The sequence below is a fragment of the Rhizobium sp. BT04 genome (assembly GCF_030053135.1).
Classification (GTDB): domain Bacteria; phylum Pseudomonadota; class Alphaproteobacteria; order Rhizobiales; family Rhizobiaceae; genus Rhizobium; species Rhizobium binxianense.
In genome coordinates this window covers 2,591,795-2,615,412 of the sequence record NZ_CP125652.1, presented here as the reverse complement: position 1 = coordinate 2,615,412, position 23,618 = coordinate 2,591,795, and the positions used below count along the sequence as shown (strand labels likewise).

General features: G+C 55.5%; 18 protein-coding genes, 1 tRNA gene and 2 pseudogenes. 13 read left to right on the top strand and 8 right to left on the bottom strand.

Going from position 1 to position 23,618, the window contains the following annotated elements; all coding sequences use genetic code 11:
• The first annotated feature begins 127 nt into the window (after positions 1-127).
• Together QMO82_RS21235 and QMO82_RS21230 are read left to right on the top strand one after the other, a co-directional pair.
• A complete protein-coding gene (locus tag QMO82_RS21235; protein WP_183608681.1) occupies positions 128-778 on the top strand; it encodes a hypothetical protein in 651 nt (216 codons plus the stop codon).
• Positions 779-836: 58 nt separating this feature from the next.
• Positions 837-1,127 (top strand): BON domain-containing protein, encoded by a 291-nt coding sequence (locus QMO82_RS21230; RefSeq protein WP_183608682.1) that lies wholly within the window; start codon positions 837-839, stop codon positions 1,125-1,127.
• 72 nt (positions 1,128-1,199) lie between these two features.
• On the opposite strand, the gene QMO82_RS21225 is transcribed toward QMO82_RS21230, so the two are convergent.
• Both QMO82_RS21225 and QMO82_RS21220 read right to left on the bottom strand, forming a co-directional pair.
• Positions 1,200-1,352, bottom strand: coding sequence for a hypothetical protein (locus QMO82_RS21225; protein ID WP_183608683.1), 153 nt, complete (start codon positions 1,350-1,352; stop codon positions 1,200-1,202).
• A 116-nt stretch (positions 1,353-1,468) separates the two neighbouring features.
• Positions 1,469-1,729, bottom strand: a complete 261-nt coding sequence (locus tag QMO82_RS21220; RefSeq protein ID WP_183608684.1) for a hypothetical protein — start codon at positions 1,727-1,729, stop codon at positions 1,469-1,471.
• Positions 1,730-1,890: 161 nt separating this feature from the next.
• On the opposite strand from QMO82_RS21220, the gene QMO82_RS21215 reads away from it, so the two are divergent.
• Complete coding sequence (locus QMO82_RS21215; protein ID WP_183608685.1) at positions 1,891-2,412, top strand: DUF2937 family protein; 522 nt, start codon at positions 1,891-1,893, stop codon at positions 2,410-2,412.
• A 126-nt stretch (positions 2,413-2,538) separates the two neighbouring features.
• On the opposite strand, the gene QMO82_RS21210 is transcribed toward QMO82_RS21215, so the two are convergent.
• Positions 2,539-2,802 (bottom strand): DUF982 domain-containing protein, encoded by a 264-nt coding sequence (locus QMO82_RS21210; RefSeq protein WP_183608686.1) that lies wholly within the window; start codon positions 2,800-2,802, stop codon positions 2,539-2,541.
• Between the two features lie 272 nt (positions 2,803-3,074).
• Between QMO82_RS21210 and QMO82_RS21205 the strand changes: the two are divergent.
• Together QMO82_RS21205 and QMO82_RS21200 are read left to right on the top strand one after the other, a co-directional pair.
• Positions 3,075-3,319: pseudogene (locus tag QMO82_RS21205) on the top strand (BrnT family toxin).
• The gene (locus QMO82_RS21200; RefSeq protein ID WP_183608746.1) at positions 3,319-3,633 is read left to right on the top strand and encodes a BrnA antitoxin family protein; all 315 of its coding nucleotides are present in this window, start codon (positions 3,319-3,321) and stop codon (positions 3,631-3,633) included. The pseudogene QMO82_RS21205 and the gene QMO82_RS21200 overlap by 1 nt, the downstream one beginning before the upstream one ends.
• Positions 3,634-3,861: 228 nt before the next feature.
• Here QMO82_RS21200 and QMO82_RS21195 read toward each other — a convergent pair.
• Both QMO82_RS21195 and QMO82_RS21190 read right to left on the bottom strand, forming a co-directional pair.
• A tRNA-Arg gene (locus QMO82_RS21195) sits at positions 3,862-3,953 on the bottom strand.
• A 294-nt stretch (positions 3,954-4,247) separates the two neighbouring features.
• Entirely contained in the window at positions 4,248-4,667 is a 420-nt protein-coding gene (locus QMO82_RS21190) for a hypothetical protein (RefSeq protein ID WP_283196546.1), read from the bottom strand.
• 625 nt (positions 4,668-5,292) lie between these two features.
• Between QMO82_RS21190 and QMO82_RS21185 the strand changes: the two genes are divergently transcribed.
• From QMO82_RS21185 to QMO82_RS21165, 5 genes and pseudogenes are all read left to right on the top strand, one after another.
• Positions 5,293-7,230: an AAA family ATPase gene (locus tag QMO82_RS21185; RefSeq protein WP_283196545.1), complete on the top strand. Its 1,938-nt coding sequence runs from the start codon at positions 5,293-5,295 to the stop codon at positions 7,228-7,230.
• Positions 7,230-8,204 carry a hypothetical protein gene (locus QMO82_RS21180; RefSeq protein WP_283196544.1) on the top strand — a complete coding sequence of 325 codons (975 nt, stop codon included), beginning with the start codon at positions 7,230-7,232 and terminating at the stop codon, positions 8,202-8,204. The genes QMO82_RS21185 and QMO82_RS21180 overlap by 1 nt, the downstream gene beginning before the upstream one ends.
• Positions 8,205-8,319: 115 nt before the next feature.
• The gene (locus QMO82_RS21175; RefSeq protein WP_283196543.1) at positions 8,320-9,087 is read left to right on the top strand and encodes a metallophosphoesterase; all 768 of its coding nucleotides are present in this window, start codon (positions 8,320-8,322) and stop codon (positions 9,085-9,087) included.
• A gap of 196 nt (positions 9,088-9,283) precedes the next feature.
• Complete coding sequence (locus QMO82_RS21170) at positions 9,284-9,673, top strand: hypothetical protein (protein ID WP_283196542.1); 390 nt, start codon at positions 9,284-9,286, stop codon at positions 9,671-9,673.
• 333 nt (positions 9,674-10,006) lie between these two features.
• A pseudogene (locus tag QMO82_RS21165) lies at positions 10,007-10,350 on the top strand (ABC transporter substrate-binding protein); the annotation flags it as partial.
• Positions 10,351-10,500: 150 nt separating this feature from the next.
• On the opposite strand, the gene QMO82_RS21160 reads toward QMO82_RS21165, so the two are convergent.
• From QMO82_RS21160 to QMO82_RS21150, 3 genes are all read right to left on the bottom strand, one after another.
• On the bottom strand, positions 10,501-11,214 hold the full coding sequence (locus QMO82_RS21160) for a hypothetical protein (RefSeq protein ID WP_283196541.1): 714 nt from the start codon (positions 11,212-11,214) through the stop codon (positions 10,501-10,503).
• Positions 11,211-14,159 (bottom strand): VPA1269 family protein, encoded by a 2,949-nt coding sequence (locus tag QMO82_RS21155; protein WP_283196540.1) that lies wholly within the window; start codon positions 14,157-14,159, stop codon positions 11,211-11,213. The genes QMO82_RS21160 and QMO82_RS21155 overlap by 4 nt, the downstream gene beginning before the upstream one ends.
• A 286-nt stretch (positions 14,160-14,445) precedes the next feature.
• A complete protein-coding gene (locus QMO82_RS21150; RefSeq protein ID WP_283196539.1) occupies positions 14,446-15,945 on the bottom strand; it encodes a hypothetical protein in 1,500 nt (499 codons plus the stop codon).
• Between the two features lie 218 nt (positions 15,946-16,163).
• On the opposite strand from QMO82_RS21150, the gene QMO82_RS21145 reads away from it, so the two are divergent.
• From QMO82_RS21145 to QMO82_RS21135, 3 genes are all read left to right on the top strand, one after another.
• Entirely contained in the window at positions 16,164-16,610 is a 447-nt protein-coding gene (locus QMO82_RS21145) for a hypothetical protein (protein WP_283196538.1), read from the top strand.
• Between the two features lie 761 nt (positions 16,611-17,371).
• On the top strand, positions 17,372-22,066 hold the full coding sequence (locus QMO82_RS21140; RefSeq protein ID WP_283196537.1) for an AAA domain-containing protein: 4,695 nt from the start codon (positions 17,372-17,374) through the stop codon (positions 22,064-22,066).
• The gene (locus QMO82_RS21135) at positions 22,063-23,454 is read left to right on the top strand and encodes a hypothetical protein (RefSeq protein ID WP_283196536.1); all 1,392 of its coding nucleotides are present in this window, start codon (positions 22,063-22,065) and stop codon (positions 23,452-23,454) included. Before QMO82_RS21140 ends, QMO82_RS21135 begins: the two co-directional genes overlap by 4 nt.
• Positions 23,455-23,618: the final 164 nt, after the last annotated feature.

Here is a 23,618-nt window from a genome sequence, read left to right as displayed (position 1 = left end):
GAGGATGAAACCGGGATGAGCGGCTTGGCCGTTATTCCTCATCGCGTTCGCTACGAGCGCTTTATGTGCGCGGCCGCTTCGGTTTTGGCTGCTGCAGCCACGTCACATCAAAACACGTTCTTATGTCATGACGATATTCAAAATAGCCTGCATTCTTTTGTCGATCCTGCCGTCACTCACTGCTGCTGCGAGGGCGGATGATCTGCTGATCTGGTCGCCGGCAAAACTTTCCGACCGGTCCTACAAGGCGACGATGGGTTTTCGCCTGCCCGCGGAATGGGAAACCAGCGCCGGCGCCGATATCGGGCTCGCCACGACCAAAGGCGGAGCCTTGCTGCCCGATTCCGGTCAGGCCATGCTCTGGGGCCGGATCGTCAGGACGAGTGTCACGCCGGCAGGCCAATCGCAGCGGGGCGCGAAAGTCAGTGTCGATACGCTGCGCGGCAGCGGCGCGCTGACCCTCAGCCGTTCACGCAGCTGGATCCTGTCCGATTCACTCGACATGCAATCGAGCCGGTCCATCAGTGTCCAATTTGACGCGGTCGATACCAGGCAGGCCTCGGTGACGGCGTCGCAGGCGCTGAAGCTGATCTATCCCTGGACGGGAACCTCGCTGTCGGCGGGCACAGGCGTCAGCAATGTCGGCGGCGACTTCTCGACGACGGTGGGGGTCAACCAGGCCATCCTGCCGAACCTCAACCTCGATGCCTCGGTGAACAATCCGTTTTCACCGGATGAGGCCGGCAGCGTCAACCTCCGCTATCGCGTGCAGTGGTAGCGTTGAACCAAACCGCACCGGTCGGCGTTTCCTCGGCAGATTCACGGAGAAACGGATCATGGTTTTCAAGGAACAGACATTTCACGGGCTCGAACCGGAAATAGAAACGGAAATCGCCAACCGCGCGTTGCTCGAGTCGGCTGTCGCCAATGCGCTGGCGATCGCCGGCGGTATCGATGCGGCGGATGTCGAGGTGACGATGGACGAAGATCAGGTGGTTCTGACGGGCACCGTCGGCACGGTCGGTGAGATCGAACGGGCGACTGCGGTCGCCAAGGCCGTCGAGGGTGTGCATTCGGTGCAGAATCGCATCCTGCTCGGCGGATCGTCGCTCGACGGCACGCATTAATCAGACTGCGGCCGCTCCGGGGCTGCCGATCACGAATATATCGATATCGTCGCCTATGAGGCTGCCCGTTGATCAACCAGCGAAGCGTTCGACGAGGAAGGACGAGCCGGCCAGACGATCCGTCTTCTGCATGGCGCCCGACCCCTGCGGATGGTAGGCGATGGTGAGCAGCACGGCGCTGATGGCAATATAGCCGATGGCCAAAAGAGTCATCTTGATACGCATGATGAATACTCCTGTTTCTTCGCGATAAACGCGGCTAAACTTGCGAAGTTCCTCATGGCAAGGTCAGGTAAAAGCCCGGCCGATTGAATCAGCCGGGCTATCCTGCACAGGTTGCCTCATCGGCAGATCCGGGTTTCCTGGACGACCGTGTGGCCATGGCGGCGGATCTTCTCCGTTTTGGTGAAGCAATCACGCGACACGCGCTGCGACATCCCATAGTGGCGGTTATACGGACGGTGGCGGTAATAGGGGCGTTCCGAATCGCCGTAATAGGGGCGTGCATTATCCGTGGTGATGGTGACACTTGCCGCCTCTGACGGCATTGCGGAGAAGACGGACGCCGCAGCGAGCGTACAGGCGAGGATGAACTGTTTCATGACGAGCCTCTCTTTCTGAGTTGGTCCTGTTCTGAGTTAGTCCTGGGATCAACTCGCCGGAAGCGCTGTCGGTTCAATCACATAGAGTTACCGATTGTGTCGACGAAGAAACCTTTGCGGCCGCGGATCGTTAGCGCTGGGGAAAGACGGAGGCACCGCTCATGGGACCGATTGCAAGGATCATCGCCATCGTCGCCGGGCTTGCCGGCGGCACGGTGTTTTCGCAGGCGCCGGAATTTGCCCAGCAATACCGCCAGCGGATCGGCGGAGCGGTCGACGAATTGCGTGTCATCGTCGAGGATTTCAACCGGCAAGCGGCCGACCATCATCTCGATCGCCAGCAGGCGCTTACCGCCTATGCCCAATCCTCCGACGATTTCCTGCGCGACCGCGGCGTCTCGATGCAGAGCACGATCTCGCGCTACGAAACGCTGCTGTCGCAGCAACTGAAACTCGGCACCGCCGCCCCGGTCGCCAAGCCCTTCGTGCTGTTGCTGGGCAATGCCGATGACGTCGTTTTTGCCAATACCTGGCGGGATTTCGTGCCTGGTGTTCCTGTCAGTTTCGCCGGTCTTGTCTGGGGCGCGATTGGTTTTGCCGGTGGGTGGGGCGTGACGGTGCTGCTGGGATTGGGGGCACGACGCGTTGGGCGCGGACGACGAGCCTATCGTCAGGTGTCATGAGCCAATACGGGAGGTCAGGCGCCCTGCTGCCCATCTTAAGACGAGATCGGTCATTCCATTCCTCCCGCCGCATGCGGGGAAGCAGACGACTTGAAGCAAGCGGCCGCTGCGAGATGCTCTGCTAGCTCAATGAAGAACGGAGATGGCCGTTACGCCAGCTTCATCCGCGGCGCGAATAATCGCCGCCCTCAGTTGCTCAGGTTCAGCGTTGCCCTTCACGACGTCCAGACAGATTTCAATAGCAGCAAGGAACTCCTTACCGTCGTCGCACGGGAACTCGTACATGAGCGCGTTGGCGGCCCCCACGGCCGTCCTGACGGAGAAAAATCTGTCGGGGTCCTCAAAGAGAAGAATGACTGGATCGAATTCGATCGAAGTGTCCCATTCCATTACACAATACTCCCGATGGGATGGCATATTGTTAACAGTGCAAGGGGCGTGCCACTGCATGCGACGGTTTATTCAAAGGCTGGCGTGGCACCGACGGAAGGCGGCACAATGCATCCTGAATGGGGATGTTCACAGCCAAGGGATCCTTGAAGGCGCAAGGCGATCGGAAGAGAAATCGATGTCAGCCGAAATGAAGCCGGTTATTATGACTAGTTTCCGTATATGCAGAAACCCCTTGTGAGGCACATATTGTTTTCGTATATACAAAATCTATGAAGATCACTTGGGATGAACTGAAGCGCCAAACCAACATCGCCAAGCATGGCTTGGACTTCGCTGATCTATCGCGTGAGTTCTTCCTCGACTCCAAGGTCGGACCGGCAAAGGGCGACCGCTAAAGAACCATCGGAGAGTTGAACGGGCAATGGTCATCGCTGTGATCTTCCGCCCCCTTGGCTCCGAGGCCATCTCGGTAATCTCTATGCGGCCCGCAAGCTCGAAGGAAAGGAAGGCATGATGACTATCAAGTATTCCTCGAAACGGCCTTTAACCCCTAAGGAAGAGGCTGAAATCCAGAAGATGATCGCATCCGACCCTGACAACCCAGAACTGACCGAGGAGCAGATCGCTGGCCTTAAACCCTTCAGCGAAGCTCTTCCTGAGTTGGCCGAATCCATCAGGAAGAACTTGGGCGGCCGGCCAAAGTCCGATAACCCTAAGGTCGCCGTGAGCATTCGGCTTGATCCGGAAGTCGTCGATGCCTTCAAGGCGAAAGGCGAAGGCTGGCAAAGCCGGATAAACGAGACGCTGCGAAAGGCGGTAGGACTATAGCCAGGCCATTAGTCGAGGCGTCTGAGCGTTAGGCGGCCACATGGACGTTCGCTGGGTGTCTAGCGGGCGGGCTCCTTGAGCAGAGCTAGGATGGCGGTGAAGGTGTTGCGCAGCATGTTGCATGGATTTGCCGCTACCTCGTTGAAATGCCTGGATGTGAAGGGAAGCGCTTGCAACACGAATGCAAGATGCGAAATGGATTGTGTGGTCGTAAATAATTGAAATTTATGGTGATCCCGACGCGATTCGAACGCGTGACCCCCAGATTAGGAATCTGGTGCTCTTTTTGGGGCATACCAGTCCATACCGATCTGAGCCCCTACTAAGAGTCATCCGCCGACTAGGCGGATTCCGTCTTGGTATACGAGCCGTTCGGACCAGCGACCCCAACATCTGGCGGTCCGTTCGGCCCGTATACAAAACAAAAGCCGGGCCCATAGGCCCGTCATTATCGTCTCGCTTGCGAGACGCTTCGGCTTTAGCTTGGTCACTGTGAGCGCAACCGCGACATAACCTGAATGGACAAACGTAGAGAGTTGTCGTGCTGCGGCAGCCGCGGGAGTTCGGGCGAGGGCTAGATTGCTCGAACGACGAGACGACTGATAGGTGTGGGATCAGGCAGGAGCCGCGCGTTTGGTTTTTATCCAACGAACGCCCACTCCATAGAAGCGTTTTGTCGCCGCGTCGCTCCACCCGAGGAACTCGACGTGGTTCCGTTCGTAGTAGCCCTGCAACGTCTCTGACGATTCAGCCCAATGGTCACCACGCTCCAGAGCCTTCACGGTTGCAACGGACAACCCGGTCTCGTCTGCGATGACTTTTTGCGTCTTGTTCAGGAGGGCTCTAGCGGCTGGAAAGGATATCCCAACCTTTTCGGCCTGGAATTGTGATTGCTCCTCCTGAAGGCTTGCCTGATCAGGCGCGATCCATTTTGCGCCGGCACCGCGGACCTCGGTCCCGATCTTGGCTTCTCCCAGAAACTCAATGCCACGGGAAATGTAAAAGTCGACAAGCGTTAGATTGAGATCGAACATGGATTCCGACGTTTCGGCTGTCGAAATGTACCGTCTTGTGACGCCCGATAGATCGGCGGCTTCTTGCTGTGAAAACCCCGTTAAAGCACGTGCGATTCTGAGTGCTTCCGGTGGAGCAGGTAACCTCATTCATCCGAGAAGCCGCTCCGCAGAAAAATTGTCAACATTTACCGTATGGGGTCTTTTAATATCCAAATGGGAGTCTATAAGGATTCCTATAGGATTAAAAAACATCCGAAATATGGAGGTCACGTTGGCAGCAAGTGATTCGGGCGTGTACGAGGTAACAGCCGGCGGATATCGGCGACTTGTCGAGAAGGGCCATAGGTTGATCGATGACGTGAGAGGTATCGGCCATCTTCCCGCTGGAATATCGCCATCCCTGAGCCGGGTCGTTGCAAACCGATCGGTGCACTGCTTGATGTCTGACGGGGTCGGTCACCCGAGACCGATAATCGATACGACGTCACAAACGATGTCTGCTGCTTGGGATGCGAAACTCGGACACGCGAGGACCATCTCGTATCGGCATCTGCGTGAACCTGGTGACGGGCAGTAAGGCTTCTAACGGTCTGTCCCTTCTCGGCCACCAAAGGCCCCAACTCGTCAAATTTTAGGAAGTCTCATGCCGAACCCTGAGTCTGGCAAGCGATCACGCGTGCCTTGGAATACGAGAACTCGCGAGTGGCGCTACGTCACTGTGCCGGTCTACATGGCGTATTGCGCCGTCGCCGCCGCATTGCGGCCTTGGAATGGTATAGAGCGGAAATTCATAGCGACGCTGATCTTTAAAGACGATTACTACCAACCGATCTACTCGCAGGCTGCCCAAGTCTTCGCGAGGGAAATTTGGAAATCGTCGGACTGGGAGACCTACATCTTCCAATGGTCGAGCTCGCCGTTTCGCGACCAGTCACTCGCTGAGAAAAACGGGCGTGCGATATTCTTATCGCCGCCGGGTTACCGGCTTACCGACGACGAGCGGCTGTTTTCGGATGCCGTGATCGAAATCGAGCCTCGTTCTCCAGAGCATGCAAGGGCTGCACTTCGGCGGGCCGGAATTCCGGTCGATGATGAACTCGTCGAGCTGTTGATTTCGGCACCGTGGTCAAGGCTGCATTCCGCCTTTCAGGACCGGCGTGGTCCGGTCCAAGGTTTGGAACGCCTTCGGCGCGAGACAGCTAGGCTCAAGGACGTCGAGTCTGCCAAAGTCCTACACGATGATTTTCCGACACTAGAACACATGCATGGCCTGGGTCCTGCGGTGGAATGGGGACTCAATCTCGCGAAAGACCTCGCAGATTACAAATCCGGGCTTATCGGCTGGAACGAAGTCGATGCCGGCGTCTTGCTTTCCGGGCCTCCAGGCATTGGGAAAACGCTGTTCGCGAGTGCACTCGCCAACTCGTGCAAAGTGCCGATCATCTATGGCTCGGTTTCTAAATGGCAGGAGGCCGGTGCTCTGGACGCGCACCTTAAAGCCATGCGCGCTTCCTTCAAACTAGCGCGCGACAAGGCACCATCTATCTTGTTCATCGATGAATTCGACACCTTGGGAAAACGTACGAACTCTGACCGGAACGCGGGCTACCACAACGGCGTGATTACTGGTGCACTTGAGCAGCTCGATGGCTTTGAACGTCGAGACGGCGTAGTTGTTGTTGCCGCATGCAACCATCCTCGGCTCGTCGATGCCGCCCTCCTGCGAGCAGGGAGGCTTGACCGGCATCTGGAGCTGACACTTCCCGACGGCCCCTCGCGCCGCGGCATCCTGAAATTCCACTCTGGAATCGAGCTGTCGGCCGCCGATGCGGAAGTATTCGAATTCTCCACCGAAGGGTTCTCGGGTGCAGACATCGAGCGGCTCGTCAGGGATGCAAGGCGGACGGCCCGCCGGCAAGCTGATTACTTCAGCGCGATCCATATTATCGATCAGCTCCCAACCCTTGAGAAGCTTCCTGAAGACTATCTCAGAGTGATCGCGGTCCATGAGGCCGGCCATGCCCTCGTCGGTCTTGAAATCGGGCGTGAGGTCTCAGGAATCACGATGTCGAAATGGCGAGTTAGCGGCGATAGACGGGTGCTTGGCACCGTCGAGACCGCGCTTTCGGAGGTGCAGGCGAGAACCAAAACAACTTACCTGGACACGGTAGCCATCTTCTTGGCGGGCATCTCAGCGGAAATGGAAGTCTTCGGGACCTTCGCTGATGGGGCATCAGGTTCAAATGAGGCAGACCTGAATAGCGCGACCGATCTTGCGACGATGATTGAGGGTACGACCGGTATGGGCCACACGCTCGCGGTGGAGGTTCCCGGTCCGGAAGAGTTCGCAAGGATGCGCCTATACAATCCAGAGCTCCGAAAACAGGTCCACGTCTTGCTGGAAAATGAACTCGCAAGGACGAGGTCCATCATTCAAAGGCAGCGCCCCGCGCTGGACGCGCTCGTCGATAGATTGATGGCAAATCCGGCCATGACCGGACAGGAAGTTGTCCAGGTGTTGCAAAGCAACAGGCGCTCGGTTGTCAGCCTTGCAAAGCCACAGCTCAGGACGGGTACGTGATGGCGAAGCGAACAACATCAACTGGCCGGCCGGCGGCGTCAAAAAAGCCATATGCGGGTTCGCTCGGCGAGATGCTCGATGAGGCCGGATTTGAACCATTGGGCAGGCGAATAAAGGTTCATGATCGCGGCGTCGGGACTCAGCCCATGCTGCCCCCCAAGTGGTTCGATCCAGTGGTCGAATTTCTATGGGCGGCCCTACCGGACTTGGCCGCTAATCACTGGGACCATCTCTATATCGACGCTCTTCAATCTGCTTGCCAGGCATTAGTCGCACTCGGTCAAGCAGTTCTTGATGGCAGCGGTGGCATAAAAGTTAATCCGGAGCCTGCGCAACCTACCATCCTTCCTCGCTGGGACGATGTCGCGACGGCGGTCGTCTGCTTGGCTGCGCAAGTCAACATGCTGGAGTATCGACATTTCACAGGCGCGCGCGACCGACCTAGTCCAACGGGACTTCGACGTCCGAACATTCGGCCGGATCATGGTAGCGGTCCTGCGTATCTGGCCCCAGAGGCGTTCCGGGTGTTCGAAAGCCTCGACCTTGTTCTTGGTGCTCGATGGACGGAGCGCGCCGAAACAATATTCTGGCGTGACAACCCGTCGGAGTGGGGCGTCGATTTCACGAGAGACCGCCGGTTCATACGGGCTCGGGATGCGGCCCTAGCAACCGTCCCCAACGATATTGCGGAGAAGATCGAGAAGACGGCGGTGATAACCGAAGAGTGTATCGTGGAGTGGCTCCAGATCGCGCCGAAAACCAAGACCCGAGAAGACGCGCTCAAGTCTCTCAGGTTTTGGAGCAGTCACAGTCTTGATCGGATTTTCCATCGTCGATGGCGTCTGGACTGCGGATGGCTTTCGGCCGAGGAGTCGGTGAGGACGCTCCTGATCGAATACGATGCCCTGTCGATCAGCATGCGTCGGCATTTTGCAGCCCGATATCTGCCGCACGCTCCATTTCTGAATGAATAAATTTGGTGAGGTGCGGACAGATCGCACGCCGTCGGCATAACCAACCGTCACTCCCGGAGACATAGATGACCTCAATAGTCTTTCCGTTGCCCGCTGCTCAGTCTGTGCTATTTCGATGAAAATCTGGGTTTTCTCAGACATCCATCTCGAGTTGGGTAGGCCGTTCCCCGCGACTCCGCCAAATGACATCGACGTCATTGTCTGCGCGGGCGACGTCCTCGACAGAGGCGTTGTGCCCAGCATTGAGTGGCTTGCGAAAAGCTTTGGTCCGGAAGTGCCATTGATCTTCGTCGCTGGAAATCACGAGTTCTACCGCAGTTTCCTTGTGGACAGCCTAGCCGCGGCGAATGCGTTGCGCGATCGCTATCCGAGCATCCACTTCCTCGACGACCGCGATGCAGTCATTGACGACGTTCTTTTCGCCGGCGCGACCCTTTGGACCGACTTCCGGCTATTCGATAGCAATCCCGAAACGTCTATGTGGTCCGCCCAACAGGGAATGAACGACTATCGACGCATCAATCTGTCCAAACAGCCCTTCAGAAAACTCAAGCCCATCCATGCATTCCGGAAACACGGCGCTTCAATGGCGTTCCTGACGGAAAGTCTCGGTCGGGCCGACGTCAGGAAAAAGGTTGTCGTCACCCATCACGCGCCCTCATCGAGGTCGATTTCTCGATGGTTCCGAGATGACCCACTAGCGCCGTGCTACGCCTCGGATTGCGATGCCTTCATCAGGGAGGCCGAGCCCGACTTGTGGGTCCATGGTCATGTGCACCAAAAATTGGACTACATGCTCGGATTCACTCGGATCGTTTGCAATCCACGTGGTTATCCCGGAGAATCCACAGGGTTCGATCCGAACTTGCTGATTGAAATCTAGGGCTAGCGAAACAGGATCGCGGACGGAGGAGCATCGCTGTCAAATCATCGATTGACTGGCACCTCAGCCAGAAAAACCAGAAGCGCCGTGGCAGGTGTTGGGCCGGCTGGATGAACAAAAACTACCGACTGATGTGAAGAATTCCACACACCAGCACGTCACTTGGATCAGAAACCTAAACCTTAGGAGAGCGTTGATGGCGAAGGACCAATCCAAATCGGTGATCCATTCCCCACCTGACGATCCTCTTGGCATCGACCCCGACAAGGACTTCGATGCGGAAGTTCAGCGGATCGCCCGCAATGCTATCGAACGCCGTCATCGGGAAGCCGTCCAAGCGGAAGTCCAAGCTGCCCTTCGACGATGGGGGATGCTGCCCGAGGCCGATCTTGCCGCGACGACGGCCATCGTCGCTCGCGCTCCTGACGCCGAGCCTGATCCCGGCGACGAGATCGTTGATTTTGATACCCAAGGCCTTGCCGAACTCGATCGCGAAGAGAGCGTTGAACTCGATGCCACACTTGAGAAGGCGCGAGCAATTGTGGATGAAGTTGAGCGGGCCAAGGCCAAGAAGTCTGACGAATAGTAAATTGAGCTGCGGTCCGCTACGAATGGGACCAAGACGCCAGGGGTGAAAATACTGTCGCTGCTGCCTCCTTACTGGACGAAGCGACCACTCAGGCCTTCAAGATCGAGTCCCGTGAAGATTAGGCCCGCCAGAGCAAGTTTGAATAGACCACAACGCCCGTACGCCAGCCATTCAACTGGTATCGCAGCCGGAAACGGCCGAGGATGCACTCTCGCCTTGTCGAGGCCTTCGGCAGCCGGAAGCATCGACTGGGTTATCACCGAAAATGCCGCAGCTGTGGAATTCTGCTGGCTACCCGGTAAAGATGTCCACCACTGACCAGTGTCGATCATCAACGTCGGGGACAAAGACTTCTCGGCTCTGATTGCTAAGATGAGGGAATCCGGCGTTTCGATCATCTATTGGGGTGGTTTGCACACGGAAGCTGGTCTCATCAGGCGAAGGATCAGGGCCTGAAGGCAACGCTTGTATCGGGCGACGGTATCGTGTCCAACGAGTTGGCAGCCATTGCTGGAGACGCCGTGGAGGGCACGTTGAACACCTTCGGCCCCGACCCGACGCTGAATCCGGCCAACAAGGACTTGCTGGAGAAGTTCAAGGCAGCGGGCTTCAATCCGGAAGCTTACGCCCTCTACTCCTACGCCGCGCTGCAGTCGATCGCAGGCGCTGCCAAGGTCTGCTCCTTGTCGTGAATACGCGATGCCGTTTCGGCTAAGCGGGTGTCCACGATGATGAACGTTTCGCTTTTCTCTACGCCGTCGAGCGAACGGAGAGTTGAGGGGTTCATGGTGTCCATCTCCACCTTGGAGCTTCCGACAGGCATCTCATAGCGATTTAAAAACGTCAAAAACGTCTTTGGGCACGATTGTGTAGTTCGGCCGGGCCAAGGGGCTGAGTTTGAGGCCCAGTTCCGTAATACGCAGGTATGAATCGTCGCGTGAAAGGTTCTTCACCCATGCGCGGACAGGGCGCATATCCACGAAATCCGCGCCCGATGGCGCAGAAGGTCCGTCACTCACTGGGTCGGACACTTTGCGGAACTGAGATGGGTCGCTTGAAGGCGTGACGACAGGGGCGGCGCTCGACATTTGAGACCGCAGATCGCAGTTCTCGATATAGAGAACCCGTATGATGTCTTCGAGCGATTGTATTTCCGCGTCGATCTCGATCCCCCTGGACTTGCGTTTCCGCGGGTTCGCAAGACGATCCAATAATAGTAGGGCGACGAGCCTGACGTGTGCCTTTGTCCAGATTGCCGTCATATTGCGATAGGAGTTTCTAATGGTCTGCACGGCTATCATCGGAGCCCCTCCGATCGCCGCAAATCTAACCAACCCTTCAGCGTCCGGCCGGATCGGCTGGTCCTTATCGGCCAGCAATGCTTTGGAAATATCGTGAATCCGTGTGTAGTTTTCGACCGACTTCTTGTACCTGGTATTGAGTTTACGCGCCGCGATAATTTGAAGCGATTGTTTCTCTGCTTCCTCAAGGATGAACTCACGCGGATCGACGGCGGCCCTAGTGTTGTGGACCGTCATGCTCTTGCTCCTTCGAGTTGGCGCTCACCATTTCGAGGTGATCGGTCCAGTCGTTCCAGCTGCAGTCCCTTTACGAAAATGTCTTCGGCGACGTTGTCGGGAAGAAGTTCGTTCATTTCGATCGCGCCAGCTTCCAACATTATCAATTCTTGCTCAGTCACGTCTTGCAACATCTTTTTGACGGCATATCGCGCCGCTCTGTCTAGCTGGTCAGGCGACCGCGAGGGCATGGCTATAGGTCGGTACCCGCAGCTGACGGCAGCTGTCTGCGCAAACGATATGACGACCTGGTTCACCTCCGGATCGTAGGTACTCTTGTAAATCTCCGCATTTTCGGCGAGGCCAAGAGCCTGTCGGATTTCGGATATTTCCGTATGGTCCAACGACGAATTCGGCGAGGTGATAAGGCTCGTGCCTTGATCTTCACCGAGGCCTCGACGTTCCATTTCTTCGAAAACAGCGAGAAGCCTAACGCACTCGGCAAGGGTCTTGGACACTGGAACTTGGTCGAGGGTGACATTATTACGAGTGGTTTCAGTTGTTCTTTTTTTCCCGTACAACACGCGAAAATCATCGTGGCTTTTATCCATAGCGTCCAGTTCGGTTTGCATCTTGTCTATTTCCTCGGTGAGTGCCATGACCCGACGGTTCATCCGACCGAGGCGGAACAAGAGGTGACAACCGTACGACCATACAGCGTGGGCGTATTCGGGTCCGGTCAGATGATGTTTGCATAGGAGGCAGTTTCCTTGGCCGCCTTCGACGATACCTCCGTCAGGATTTCCATCGAGGCATCGTTGCCCGCTGTAGGGGCAAATACCGAGGTCGCGTCTCTCCCATGATCCAATGGCTGATAGCGCCATTTTCAGAAGGTCTGGTGACCCGGCAATCAATCGATCGCTGGCGTCGTCGAAATCCATTTCCTTGGCAGTTCTGAACAGTTCGGCGCGCGCTCGCACCATTCCTGCAACATCAAGGTCATCAAACGAGCTGGACATGAAGCTCGCTTCGAACTTCGCGTAGTAGATAGACTGCAGTATGGTCGCGTGTCCTGCGAACATTCGGCTGACAAGTTCGATCGACAATCCGGCCTGAAGAAGAATCGTAATTCCCGCAACGCGCATTCCGTGTGAGGTATAGCGAGACTTTTGAACCTGTTTGCCAGATTTGGTCATCGTGACGAATTCGTCACGATCTTCTTCAGCCGCGGTAGCATTCCATCTGGTTTGCACCTCGAGCATCAAGTCGAGCCAAAACCTCGAGCATTGCTGGTACGTGAGTGGATTGATTTTTGTCGCATGCCGTCCAGCCGGCATTCGAAACAGTGGGAAAATCTTCGGAAGCGTATCCTTTGCGCCTTCTTCGGGGTCGCCGTCGTATTCAAGTTGGACAGGGCCCTTAATCGGGTTCGAGGTCTCCTGCCAAACTTTCAGCTCGAACAGCATCCGGTGTAGGTCGACGTTTTGCCAGGGGATAACGAATGCCGCAGAATGCTTGTTGGTATTGATATGGAAGCCGGTTATGCGCGGATTATTCGTCATTCGAGCATAACCCCTATACGGATCGGTCCGCTCAGTGTTCTCCCAGTAGCTCGCGTGAGGTCCCGTGTTCGGACCCCAGGCAAGCGTTTCCCCATTGAAGGTTCGTGGGTCGCCTTCGCCGCTGCACAGTCGGCGAACCTGCACCGTTCTCAGTGGTATGTCGAACAGAACGAGGTACAACGTCGCCAAGACAGGTACATATCGGTCTTCCCCTTGGATGAAGGCCCGACACAATGGATGCCTTCCCGGCCATCCATTCTCGCCTTCTTCGAGTATCTCTCTCAATATTTGATAATAGTGATATGGAAGAGGCATAGCGCGCGCCTCGTGGCGTTTAACGGCCAGGCCTCTCTCCTTGCGCTGTCTATTAAATGTGCGGTCATCTTCCGCTGATATGAGTGGAAATAATCCAACTGTTCCGGAGCTCGCGAGTTGCCGATCCAGGTAATTAGAGAACCGCCGGATGAGCGGGAACTCGTCACCGCCGGACAATTCCTCGAGCCCTCTTTGAAGCCTTCTTTCCTTGTAAAATTCGAGAAAGCTTACTTTACGTTTGGTGCGGACGAAAACACTGAGGTCGGTTGCAGTATGTTTGTGGAGAGTCAGGTAGTCCGCTAGATACCTCAATGATCCCTTTGGGGACTTTGATAACGGGGCCTCGCTGTTTCGCCACTGTTTCCAATGACGAACCAAATCAGCCAGATGTTCTGGTGGGTTCTCAAGCAGGTTCTTGGCAAAAGACCCCTCGGTACGCCTTACCATGCCAAGACCCAATATATCTGGATCGTTGAAGTAGCGTCCGAGAGCTTTTGCAATCACCTTAAATATTTTTTTGTGTATCTCAAGATTAGATATAAATAAATCAGGCCTGTTGAAGCTTAGCTTGTCGTCGTTGTAATAAAACGACAGCCATTTCGATATATTGTGGTTGCCAATATCATCAAAGCGGGTTGCTCCTGAAATGCACATCACCATTGCAGCGATGTGGTATCGGTAAAATCGCTCGTATCTCGTCCTGTTGTCGGACTGTTCGAGCTTCCCAAAAATTTCGTTCGGAATTTCAAGCTCGTCAAAAATGCGAAGAACGTCCGTCGCCAATTCGCTGTTGTCCAGCATGTGTTCGGCGACTTGCACAGGGATGCTGTCCTTCGCCCCATAGACAAAGTCATGAAGTCGCAATTGGACATTGCCGCCCGCGTTGTGTTTCACGAGTGTGCCGGCATAAATACATAAAATTGGGAAATCCGATACCGCGCTCGCTTCCCACCTATCTAGCCGAGAGCGGAAGCTGGGCTGGAGGTTGGTGAGATTGGTCACTATCTCCGCAATGAAATCTCTTTCCCTCTCGTTTTTGACGATGATGGTCGGACCGTTGTTGAAATGGACGACTTTAGGTGTTGGCAAGATAGAACTCGACTGTTTGGCAGGGATCGGAATAGAGAATTGGTTGCCTTCCCGGGTCCGGCTAATTCGCGAGGTCGAAAGTCCACGGCCTCCTTTTCTGACGCTCGCAGCGTTGGTGGCGCGTACGCGACCGGAAGGTGATCCCACGATGGCGGCGGGCGCATGCGCCGGTGGCTCGGAGCTTGATTGGACGGGATCGCTGTCAGTCCGCTTTGAAGAATCGGCGGAACCCGTCTGACGTCGGTAGGTGTTCGACGATAGGATTTGGTCGGGACGAGTTGGCCGCTTACCACCGCCGAAACCTCCCGCCCAATATACTCTCGGCGAAGGTCCGCACGGACTCTTCCATGGTGCCAAAGTGCCGGAATTCCGATTTAAAGTTTCCGGTCTTTATGCGCTCTTTCACCTTTTCAGCGGCGTTATGAATCTCTTCATGGTCGGGGAGCGTGTAGACAATGCTGCTGAAGATAGATTTGTGATGCAGCTTGATCTGGATGGTCTGAATGCCGTCGCCATCTTCTTGGTGCGTTTTGCCACACAGATGTCGAATTGCGTGGATTGTCGTTCCAAGGCTTTTTGCAACGTACATCTCGGCCAAATTTGCGAGTTTGGCGTAACGGCGGACTGCTCGCTTCCACGAGCGCCGAAACGCGCTCATGGTGTAAGGGTCACCTACAACAATGCCCAGATGCGGTATCGATTTTGGGAAGACGAGGAGATACGGATGGTCCGGATGGCCGAGCGCTCGACGTTCAGCCATAGCCCGCGCACGTACGTTGAGGATGTATCTCGCGAACGATTGCCCGAGGAATTCCTCGCTGCCCGCCATCCAGTGTATCCTCGCCGAATGGTCGTCATCGAGTGCGGGCGATTTGAATCCGGCATGGTTCTTCCCCTTGATCTCGGTGCGGGGAAGAAGGCCGTACTTCTCCTCCAATTCGACTCTGCGGGTCCGTCCGCTCTGTTCCTTAAACAGCGTAGGGCTTCGGAGGTATCCCCGTATCCGGCCATTTACGACCGTCAGATCGTTCACCCAAAAATTCATAACTTCGGAGCCGCGGATGCCGCCGAGGAGCAGCTTTGCTGCCAATTCGCCTGATTCATCACGTCGGTGAGCTTTTGACGCCAGACGGAACCCCTTTGTGAGGAAGGGGACAAGGTGGTCCTTGGGAAACCGTTTCGTCGGGGAGAGTATGTACGGCTTCTTTCTTTCGTTTTTTGGTTTGAGATTATCCAGTATCGGTTTCGGGGCAGCAGGTTCAGATTCAGGCTCGGGAGGTCCGTTGTGTCCGATGCCGGCTTCTCCGAAGTGGGCGACTCGGCTGAAATCAGCGCCTCCTCTTTTGGCTTTCTTGTAGGCTAAAGAAAACGAACCACCGAAGAGGCCTGGGCACTTCTTTAGGAACGGGTCGTCGGATGAAACAGTGGACGGCAGGTCCTTGACGAACGCATCGAACGCTAAGCCCAGACCATCTACAACGCGTCCCGACCTCGGTGACCAACCCAACGACGATATCGCTTGTTGCCCGGCGGTAAACGCACGCGCGCCATAAAGAAGGAATCGGCAGATCGCGATCATCAGACTTTTGACCTCTGTGACGTCCACTAGGCTGTCAGGAGAAATCTCCAGCTCGACGAGGCAATCCCATATCAGGCCGAGCATGGAGGGGAGCTTCTTCAAGGTGGTCGGAGAGGCCGAAATTCCGAACAGATATTTTGTGGCCGGGAGATATTCCTGGGATTTCATTTCTCCCTTGTTGCGCAGGAGCAAAACGGGCAGCAGCACATGCGGGTCCTTTGGATGAGGCCTCCAGCTGACTGTGTGGTAGGTCCCTGCGGGACGTAAGCGCCCATTCCACATAATACTTCCCGTTGTTAACGCGACAAAGGCCGCCGCACTCCATGGACCAATCGTGCGGCAATCATTAAAGTGGAATCGCTTACATGCCGCTTGGACTCCATTCGGCTAACATACTCCATATGGGATGCCAATAGTGATTTGAGATGACGGTAGAAACGGAACAGAAAGGCAGCGATGGGACCATTCTGGAATCGCTTGAGCTGCTGAAGGCGAAAAAGGTCACCTTGCTGCATGAGATGCGCACGAAGAATGCATCGTGGAAGCGTGACTTAGAGAAAATTGAAAACGCCATCACCGCACTCGAAGATGTAATGACCGCCAAAGTCTCGCCCTCATTAAAGAGTGGCCCACGCACGACGAGAGGCAAAAAAAACAGTATATCCAGCAAGGTAAGGGAGTTCGCGCTCAGTGAGCTAGCCGCGTCGGATCGCCCACTTGACCGCAGCGAGATACTCAAAAGAATTGTTGACGCCGGGATAGTGATCGAAACTCGTGACCCTGCGAAGTTCTTGAGCCGCGTCCTCTGGCGGACAAAGGAATTGATAAACGATGGAGACGGTTACTGGTTGGCGTCGCGCCCCAGGAAATGAAAGACTCCATTTTCGTTCGAGGTCTTGAAATTAAATTGGAGTCTTTTAATTGGAGTCTTAGAATGCCACTTCAAGAAGAGGCCTGTCTGATTGCAAACGGATGCGAAAAGCTGCCGTTCGTGCTTGCCGATCGACGGGCATCTTCCCCCGCACTCGGGTTGAAGTGCGAAGGTTTGTCCAGGCGGTTCACCTGCTAATGCCTTTAAACAGAGGCTTTCCCCCGTGAAGGACAAAGGAATCGTTCGGCGCAGATGACGTCCGGTCGAACCGACCGTTCCTTTGGGGTCTTTGATTTGATGCAATGGGTAAGGCATGGAGCCGCCTCCAAGGACTATTGCTCACCCGATTTCTCGAGGCCTCTTGTTCTGTCCGATCGGCGGAGAGAAAACTGCTCTCCAGTGACTTGACCCTCAGTCGCTCACTCGGCTCCGGTGTTCTGTAGAAAATTACTGCGTAACCTAAGAGGAATGATCTGGTCCCTGTTGCCGTCGTCCTTTGCAACTGTCTTGTCGGTATAAACACAATACATGGTGTGTAGCGCCATTTTTGAAATTACCGTCGGTCCTATCGTTTCAGTCTAACGGGCATTCGAATTGCCGCAATCGAGCGTACCGTTGCACGTTGCCAGCTCAGGTCAGGTTGATCTAAGATTTCACTCAGAAATTGTTATTCTCATCTCGACTTACTCCGAGAATCAACCGACATTCGCGTGTCCTGTGTTGCCGGCGAGAGCAGTGCACGACTGGGCCGGGGGGCATTAAATGGCATGCAAAGTTCGATATCTCAGCAGCGCGGGCATTCATCATCGAGAGGTGAAGGGCGTAGAGGCCCTGGCGAAGGTATTTCCTTCTAATTGGCTGATGTTCGCTTCGCTCAACGCATTTCCCGCGAACAGCGCTCCAATTGAGATCGACCTATTGGTTGTCATGGACGATCGTGTCGTCCTGCTGGAGCTGAAGGACTGGAACGGTCCGCTTACGACGAAAGGCGACATGTGGGTTCACGGCAAACCGCAACGCTCGCCGGTTCAGCTTGGAAACGACAAAGCCAAGAAGGTAAAAGGTATCTTGCGTGGGCAGGGCCAGCTTGGTCGATATTACGTCGATTCTCGCGTTGTGCTCACGGGCACCTCCGTTCGTGATCACCTCCCGGCGGATGAAAAGCCATATGTTCTCACCCTTGAGGAAGCTAAACTCCTCGGAGATTCAAAGGAAAGGAATCGGCTGCTCGGCACGGTTACGCTTCAAACCGTCAAGCCAAACATGCTTGTCAAAGATTTCGACAAGGTGCTGGGTAATCCGGCGTACTTCCAGCCAATGAAAATGAGTTGGGACGGCTACAACGTCACAGACGAAAATTTCTTTGTTCATCGGAAGGACATATGGCGCGAACATCGGACACAGCTTGCCAAGGAGGAGCGGATCAAGGGCCTGTTGCGGCTGTTTCGCTTCGACAATTTGCCCGTTGGCCTAAATGAACCGCAGGGCCGTCGCCTAATAGCAGATCGAGAGCTGAAGACGGTAGCCTATCTCAGCGAACACGGAAGCTGGATGGCCGAACGGGGCATCCTCAAATCTGTCGGCAGTCCGCCAGACGAAGTTTTGACGGAACATTTTCAATTGCTGGCGGTGCCTCCCGGGTGGACCACGCTTAGGCGATATCTACAGCGAAATGGCTCTGATCTTGAAGGAGAGCAGCGCATTGACATCATGCATACGCTGACGTCGATGGTCGCTGAATTGCATGATAAAGATGTAGCTCACAGAGACATTGGCGGTGACGCGGTATGGTTGGGAGAGCCGACCGGTATGAACCTCACGGGGTTCTTCTCGGCGCGTCTTCCAGACGATCAGTCGGTTGGGGACTATCTCGAGGTACTCGGAACCTACGCGGAACCTGAACCCCTATCAAATGGACCGGCCGCTACGGCAAAGCAACGTGACGTTCTCAGTCTCGGGCTGATCATGCGTGAACTTGCTGAAATCGAAGGCGAGGAAACGGTATTCCCTCCCGGATGGATGGAGGTCGCCGAGAAGGCCGTGGCGTCGCCCGACACGCGTTACCGTGACGCCTGCGAGCTCGCCGATGCGATCGGCGAACTTAGAACTCCTTCGGGACCGGCCGTAGACCAATCACGATTGGATGAGTTTGAGACCCGCTTAATCCCCTATGTCGCCTACCCACCAGCGGGGGCGCTGACGAGCGGCGGTAACTCGACCCGCTATGACAGCAATCATTCGTCTGGCAAGGTAGTGGTGAAAGTCTGGAATGGTATCCAGCGTGGCAACGCGCATCGAGACCACGCACTCCTAGCGATGTTGGAGGTGGGCGCTGCCCTAAAAGGCGTCCCTCAGCCAGGCATAGTCCATGTCGTCGATAGTGGACTTTCGAGCATCGGGCCTTTCGTCGTAACGCGATGGGTCGACGGAGCCCCGCTCTCGAGCTATCAGGCTGAGGACGAAAACCAGCTTCTCGACGTTCTACACGACCTAGTTGCCGCAGTTAACTCACTCCATGCGAGAGGCCTAGCCCATGGCGATCTCCATCCGGAAAATGTGATCGTTGAAAGTGGAAACGCGGTAACGCTCATTGACCTCCTAGATATTTCTCGAACCGATGGCAGTCGGCTGAGAAGCATGTCTTGGGTTCCTGAGGATCACGAGAGAAAATCGGATCAGGAAATTGATCGTTATGCCGTGTGTAAGATGGTCGTTGGCTTTGCTGAAAGCCATTCGAGCTCAGCTTTCACGAACGTCGTCGAAACGGCCCGCCAAGAACTGGGGCGACATACCATCGAAACCCTCGATCCTCTCCTCGAAGCCATTTCGATGGAACAGAAGAGGCGTTCCAAGCCGGCTCTCCGGACTTTCGTGCTCCAGTATCCCGGCTTGCCTATCGGCCCTTTGAAGGGAGTGGATGATGCGCTCTGGGTGCTAGCCCACAGGACCGCCGGCGGGCTGGATGTATTTTGGATTACCGGTCCAGAGCGCCGTTTGTTGCTGAGAATGCGCGACACTGAAGTGGACGACGTGCAGGTTTTCGAGACGGGCTTCAAGGAGCTTGGTCGCGGCCACACCTTACCCATCGCACTCACTTTGAAGCCTGGTCCCGCCCAAGGGCTGCAGGAATTTGCCGAGTTCCTCAGAGATACGGTACCGGTTCAGAAACCCGACGCTAGTCCCGACGATGCTGAAGTCGAGGAGAAGGACGAAGTCGACTTCTACGACGATGAACCTCCGGAACTTGGATCGCTCGGAACAGCGTCGTTAGACATTGCACGGATGTGGGTTCGGTCGGCCGAGCTCGAGGAAGATTCTGTTTCACGTGTTCGGATCGATCGTCGTATTCCAGATGTAGGGAATTCGGCGAGCTACTACTACGAAGCAGCAACTCCAATCGAGTTTGAAGACGATGACACGGTTGAGGTGCGGCTCGGGGGGTATTCTGGTCGATTGATCGGATATCTGGATATTCCGAACTGTGATAATCGTCGTTTGTCGGTACGGGACCAGCGCTCACCAGTTGCCGAGGGCGAATTCGTCGCCTTGGTGGACCGAAGGGATCGCGTCTCGAAGGAGAGACGACGTAAGGCGGTAGAGCGTATTACACGCCGATCCAGCGTTATCGCAAATCTGATCGATTATTTTGATCCCACAATGGATGCGCCGGAGATCAGCTACGATACTCCCGAATCGCTGAAGAAGATTTCCACGTATAAGTTAAACGAAGGTCAGCGAGTCGCTTTCAGGTCCTTGGTGGAAACCGGCCCTGTTGGGCTTCTGCAGGGGCCGCCGGGTTCCGGCAAAACGAAGTTCATAGCCAGTCTAGTACATTGGCTCCTGAAAGATGGCGGAGCAAGAAGAGTACTCGTTGCCAGCCAGTCCCACGAGGCTGTCAACAATGTGCTGGAAGAATTGCTCAAGACCTATAGGAAGCATGGCGGTTATGCCGATCTTCTTCGGGTTGGTTCGCGCGGTGCTACAGAGCGGGTTCGGCCGTACCAGGCCCGTTCTTTGAGAGATCGACATCGGGTCCGGTTTGAAAATGGCTTGAAAACGCGGGTGGCGCACGCCGCTTCCGCGGTGGGGATTCCAAAGTCTTTCGTTCTGGACGTTATCAATGTCGAACTGAAACTCGGCACACTGAAACGCTCAATCGAAATGGCAAGGGCTGCCGCTCTCGGTGATGTCGCCCAGGAAGAGCGGCGTCGGTCGAGTGCCCGGATTCGGACGCTATCTAGGGCGTTCGCTAGGGAAGCTACTAGGATTCTCGGACGCGATGTCGGCGTAGACCCGACGGACATCGCAGAGGCTCTTCAGCAGGCTTTCGATGCAGTGCGGACCGCCCATCCAAAGGCGTCTCCGAGCGACCTGGTGACGGTCCAACAGCTGATATCGCTCGCCAATCAATGGAAAGAAACGCTTTCTTCAGGCCATCGCAACTTTGATGAATTTCTTGCGAAAACGCGGCGGGTAGTCGCAGGGACATGCGTCGGTCTTGGTCAGTCGCAAATTCGTTTGGACCAGGGAACGTTTGATTGGGTGATCGTAGACGAGGCTGCGCGATGCACGAGTGGAGAACTTTCCGTGCCGCTGCAACTAGGAAGCCGTGTCGTCTTGGTCGGTGACCAAAGGCAGCTCAGGCCCATGGTCGATAAGTATGTTCAAAGGTCGCTTGCCGAAGAGTTTTTCGACGCTGAAGCCGCGTTGGAAAAAACAGACTTCGAGCGAGCTTTCGAGTCATCCTATGGGCGTCGAAACGCTCAGGTTCTCGACGAACAGTATCGGATGATTCCCGCGATCAGCGATCTCGTCTCCGAGACTTTCTACGCACCCTATGGCGTTAGACTAAAGCCATCCAATGACCGCGAGCACGATAAGGCCTTCGACGGCCTTCCAAACGATCTGGCAACCCCTGTTGTCTGGTTTGACACTGCGGATATGTCTGGTGCGGCAGAGCGCAACCGCAACTCCGGACGCGATATCTGGAATGAAGCCGAAATCACCGGCGTGATGTCGATACTTCATCGGCTTTCAAAAGAGGCCACACTCGTCGAGACACTTTCCAAGCGCGGTGAGCCGGCAATCGGCGTCATTTGCATGTACAGCGAACAGAAACGACGAATTGAACGCGAATGGTCTCAGCAAGCATTTCCTGAAGAGTTCCGTCGGATTGTCGTGATCGATACTGTCGATGCGTATCAGGGGAAAGAGAACGAAATTGTCATCGTGACCTTGGTCCGCTCTAACTCCGAAAGAAAGTCTGGGCATGTAGGTCGCGAGAATAGATGCAATGTGGCAATTTCTCGCGCCAAGGAGCGTCTCTACATCCTTGGTGACACCTCGATGTGGTCGGACCCGAAATGTCGGTCCCCTATGAAGACGGTGCTCTCGAAGGTGAATTCCATGTCTCAGACAGATGGCGAAGTAAGACCTGCCACGGAGATTGGCCAATGAGCGAGGCACCTGATCGTATCATCGTTGACATGATTGATTTCCAAGTCTCGTGCCGTCGCTTCACAGTCCGGGCCACGATCACACGAGATCGCCAGCTCCCAGTTGTCGATGAGTTCGTGCTGCGGCTCCTGGCCATACTGGACAGAATGGCGGTGAGCCGCATGCGAGCGTGGTTTGGCTTCACGACCAGTGAGATGCAAACAGTTCTCACGGACATGGGTCGGCGAAATCTCGTGGAGATCGTAAACGACGATGTCCAACTTGCCCCCGCCGGCCGGGAGCTGTTCCGATCTTCATCCACATCTGGCGTTCCGCACGTTGTGGAAACCTCGCCGATCATCGAGAACGTCTGGTATGATCTCGTGAGCCGAAATATGGTTCCACGTTCACGTGCGCGCTCCGCTGACTACCTTGTGAAGGTGGCGGAGCTTCCGGAAGCTCGGGATATGCCGGAGGCGTTCGCCCGCGCTGCGTTTGAGGAGAATTTCCGAGACTACGCGAGGCGAATTCGCCGTTTCCCCGATCCTGACGCAGTGAATCTCTACTCGGTGTCGGACGTCGAGGGTGGCATTTACGGCTATCAGATATTGCGTGCAGATTTGGTCCTCGACATGGATCGGCTGCGGGTTCGACCGACTTTCACGGACCTCAACGACAGCGCTGCGAATTATAACAAGCTGACCGTGGCCGCAAGCGATGCATGGCATCTACAGGTTGGGGCCGACACTGCGTCGAACGCGGCCGCCGAATTCGAACGTATGACCGGCGATTCACGGTTCGCCGATGTTATCAACAATCCTGACAGCACTGATGCGTGGCGTGAGGCGCTCGTAAGTCTTCCGCTTGAGGGGGCAGAATTCATCGCGTCCACAGGCGCACCTTATCTACCGCGCAATTTCGATCGGTTGATCGCTATGGTGGGAGATTTCGAAGCGTCAGATCAGGTGTGTGAGGTCGTCTGGTTGAGGCCCAACGGCGCGACTTGGGGCCGAAGTCTTAAAGTGGGGGAAAGCCTTGCGAGTATAGGCCACGCCCTGCGAAACGCGGGTAAAAGGATGCGAACGACCCTTGTGATGCCCCGCTCAACACATAAGACCGTTCGACAGAACCACAAACGTTTGTTTGATCGTGGAATATTGCTGCCCCAGGGGCATTTGCCTGCCAATATGGAAATATTGCTGGTGGCCGGAAAGGTCGCCTTGGTGAATGTTCATCTACCGGTGGGAAGCCATTCGGTCCCGGTTGGAGGCATCGTCTTCAACACGAAACGACTAGCGCGAATGTCAGAACGTCTTACGTCCAGTCACGTCGAAGGATGGGAGCAGGTGTGGGACGCCCCAACGTCGCAGACAAATTCAGAGCCTATAGAGCAGTCTTCCCATCGATGACGGCTTCGGGCGAATAGTTGACATTAATCGCCAGCCGCTTCGCGTTCGAGAACTATTGGGCTACCCCGATGCGAGCAATGCCCGCAACGGGAGATGAACGGTCGTTCGCCGAGAAGCCCACGGCCTCGGCAAAAAACTTTTCCTTCATTCCAAGGTCTTGGCGG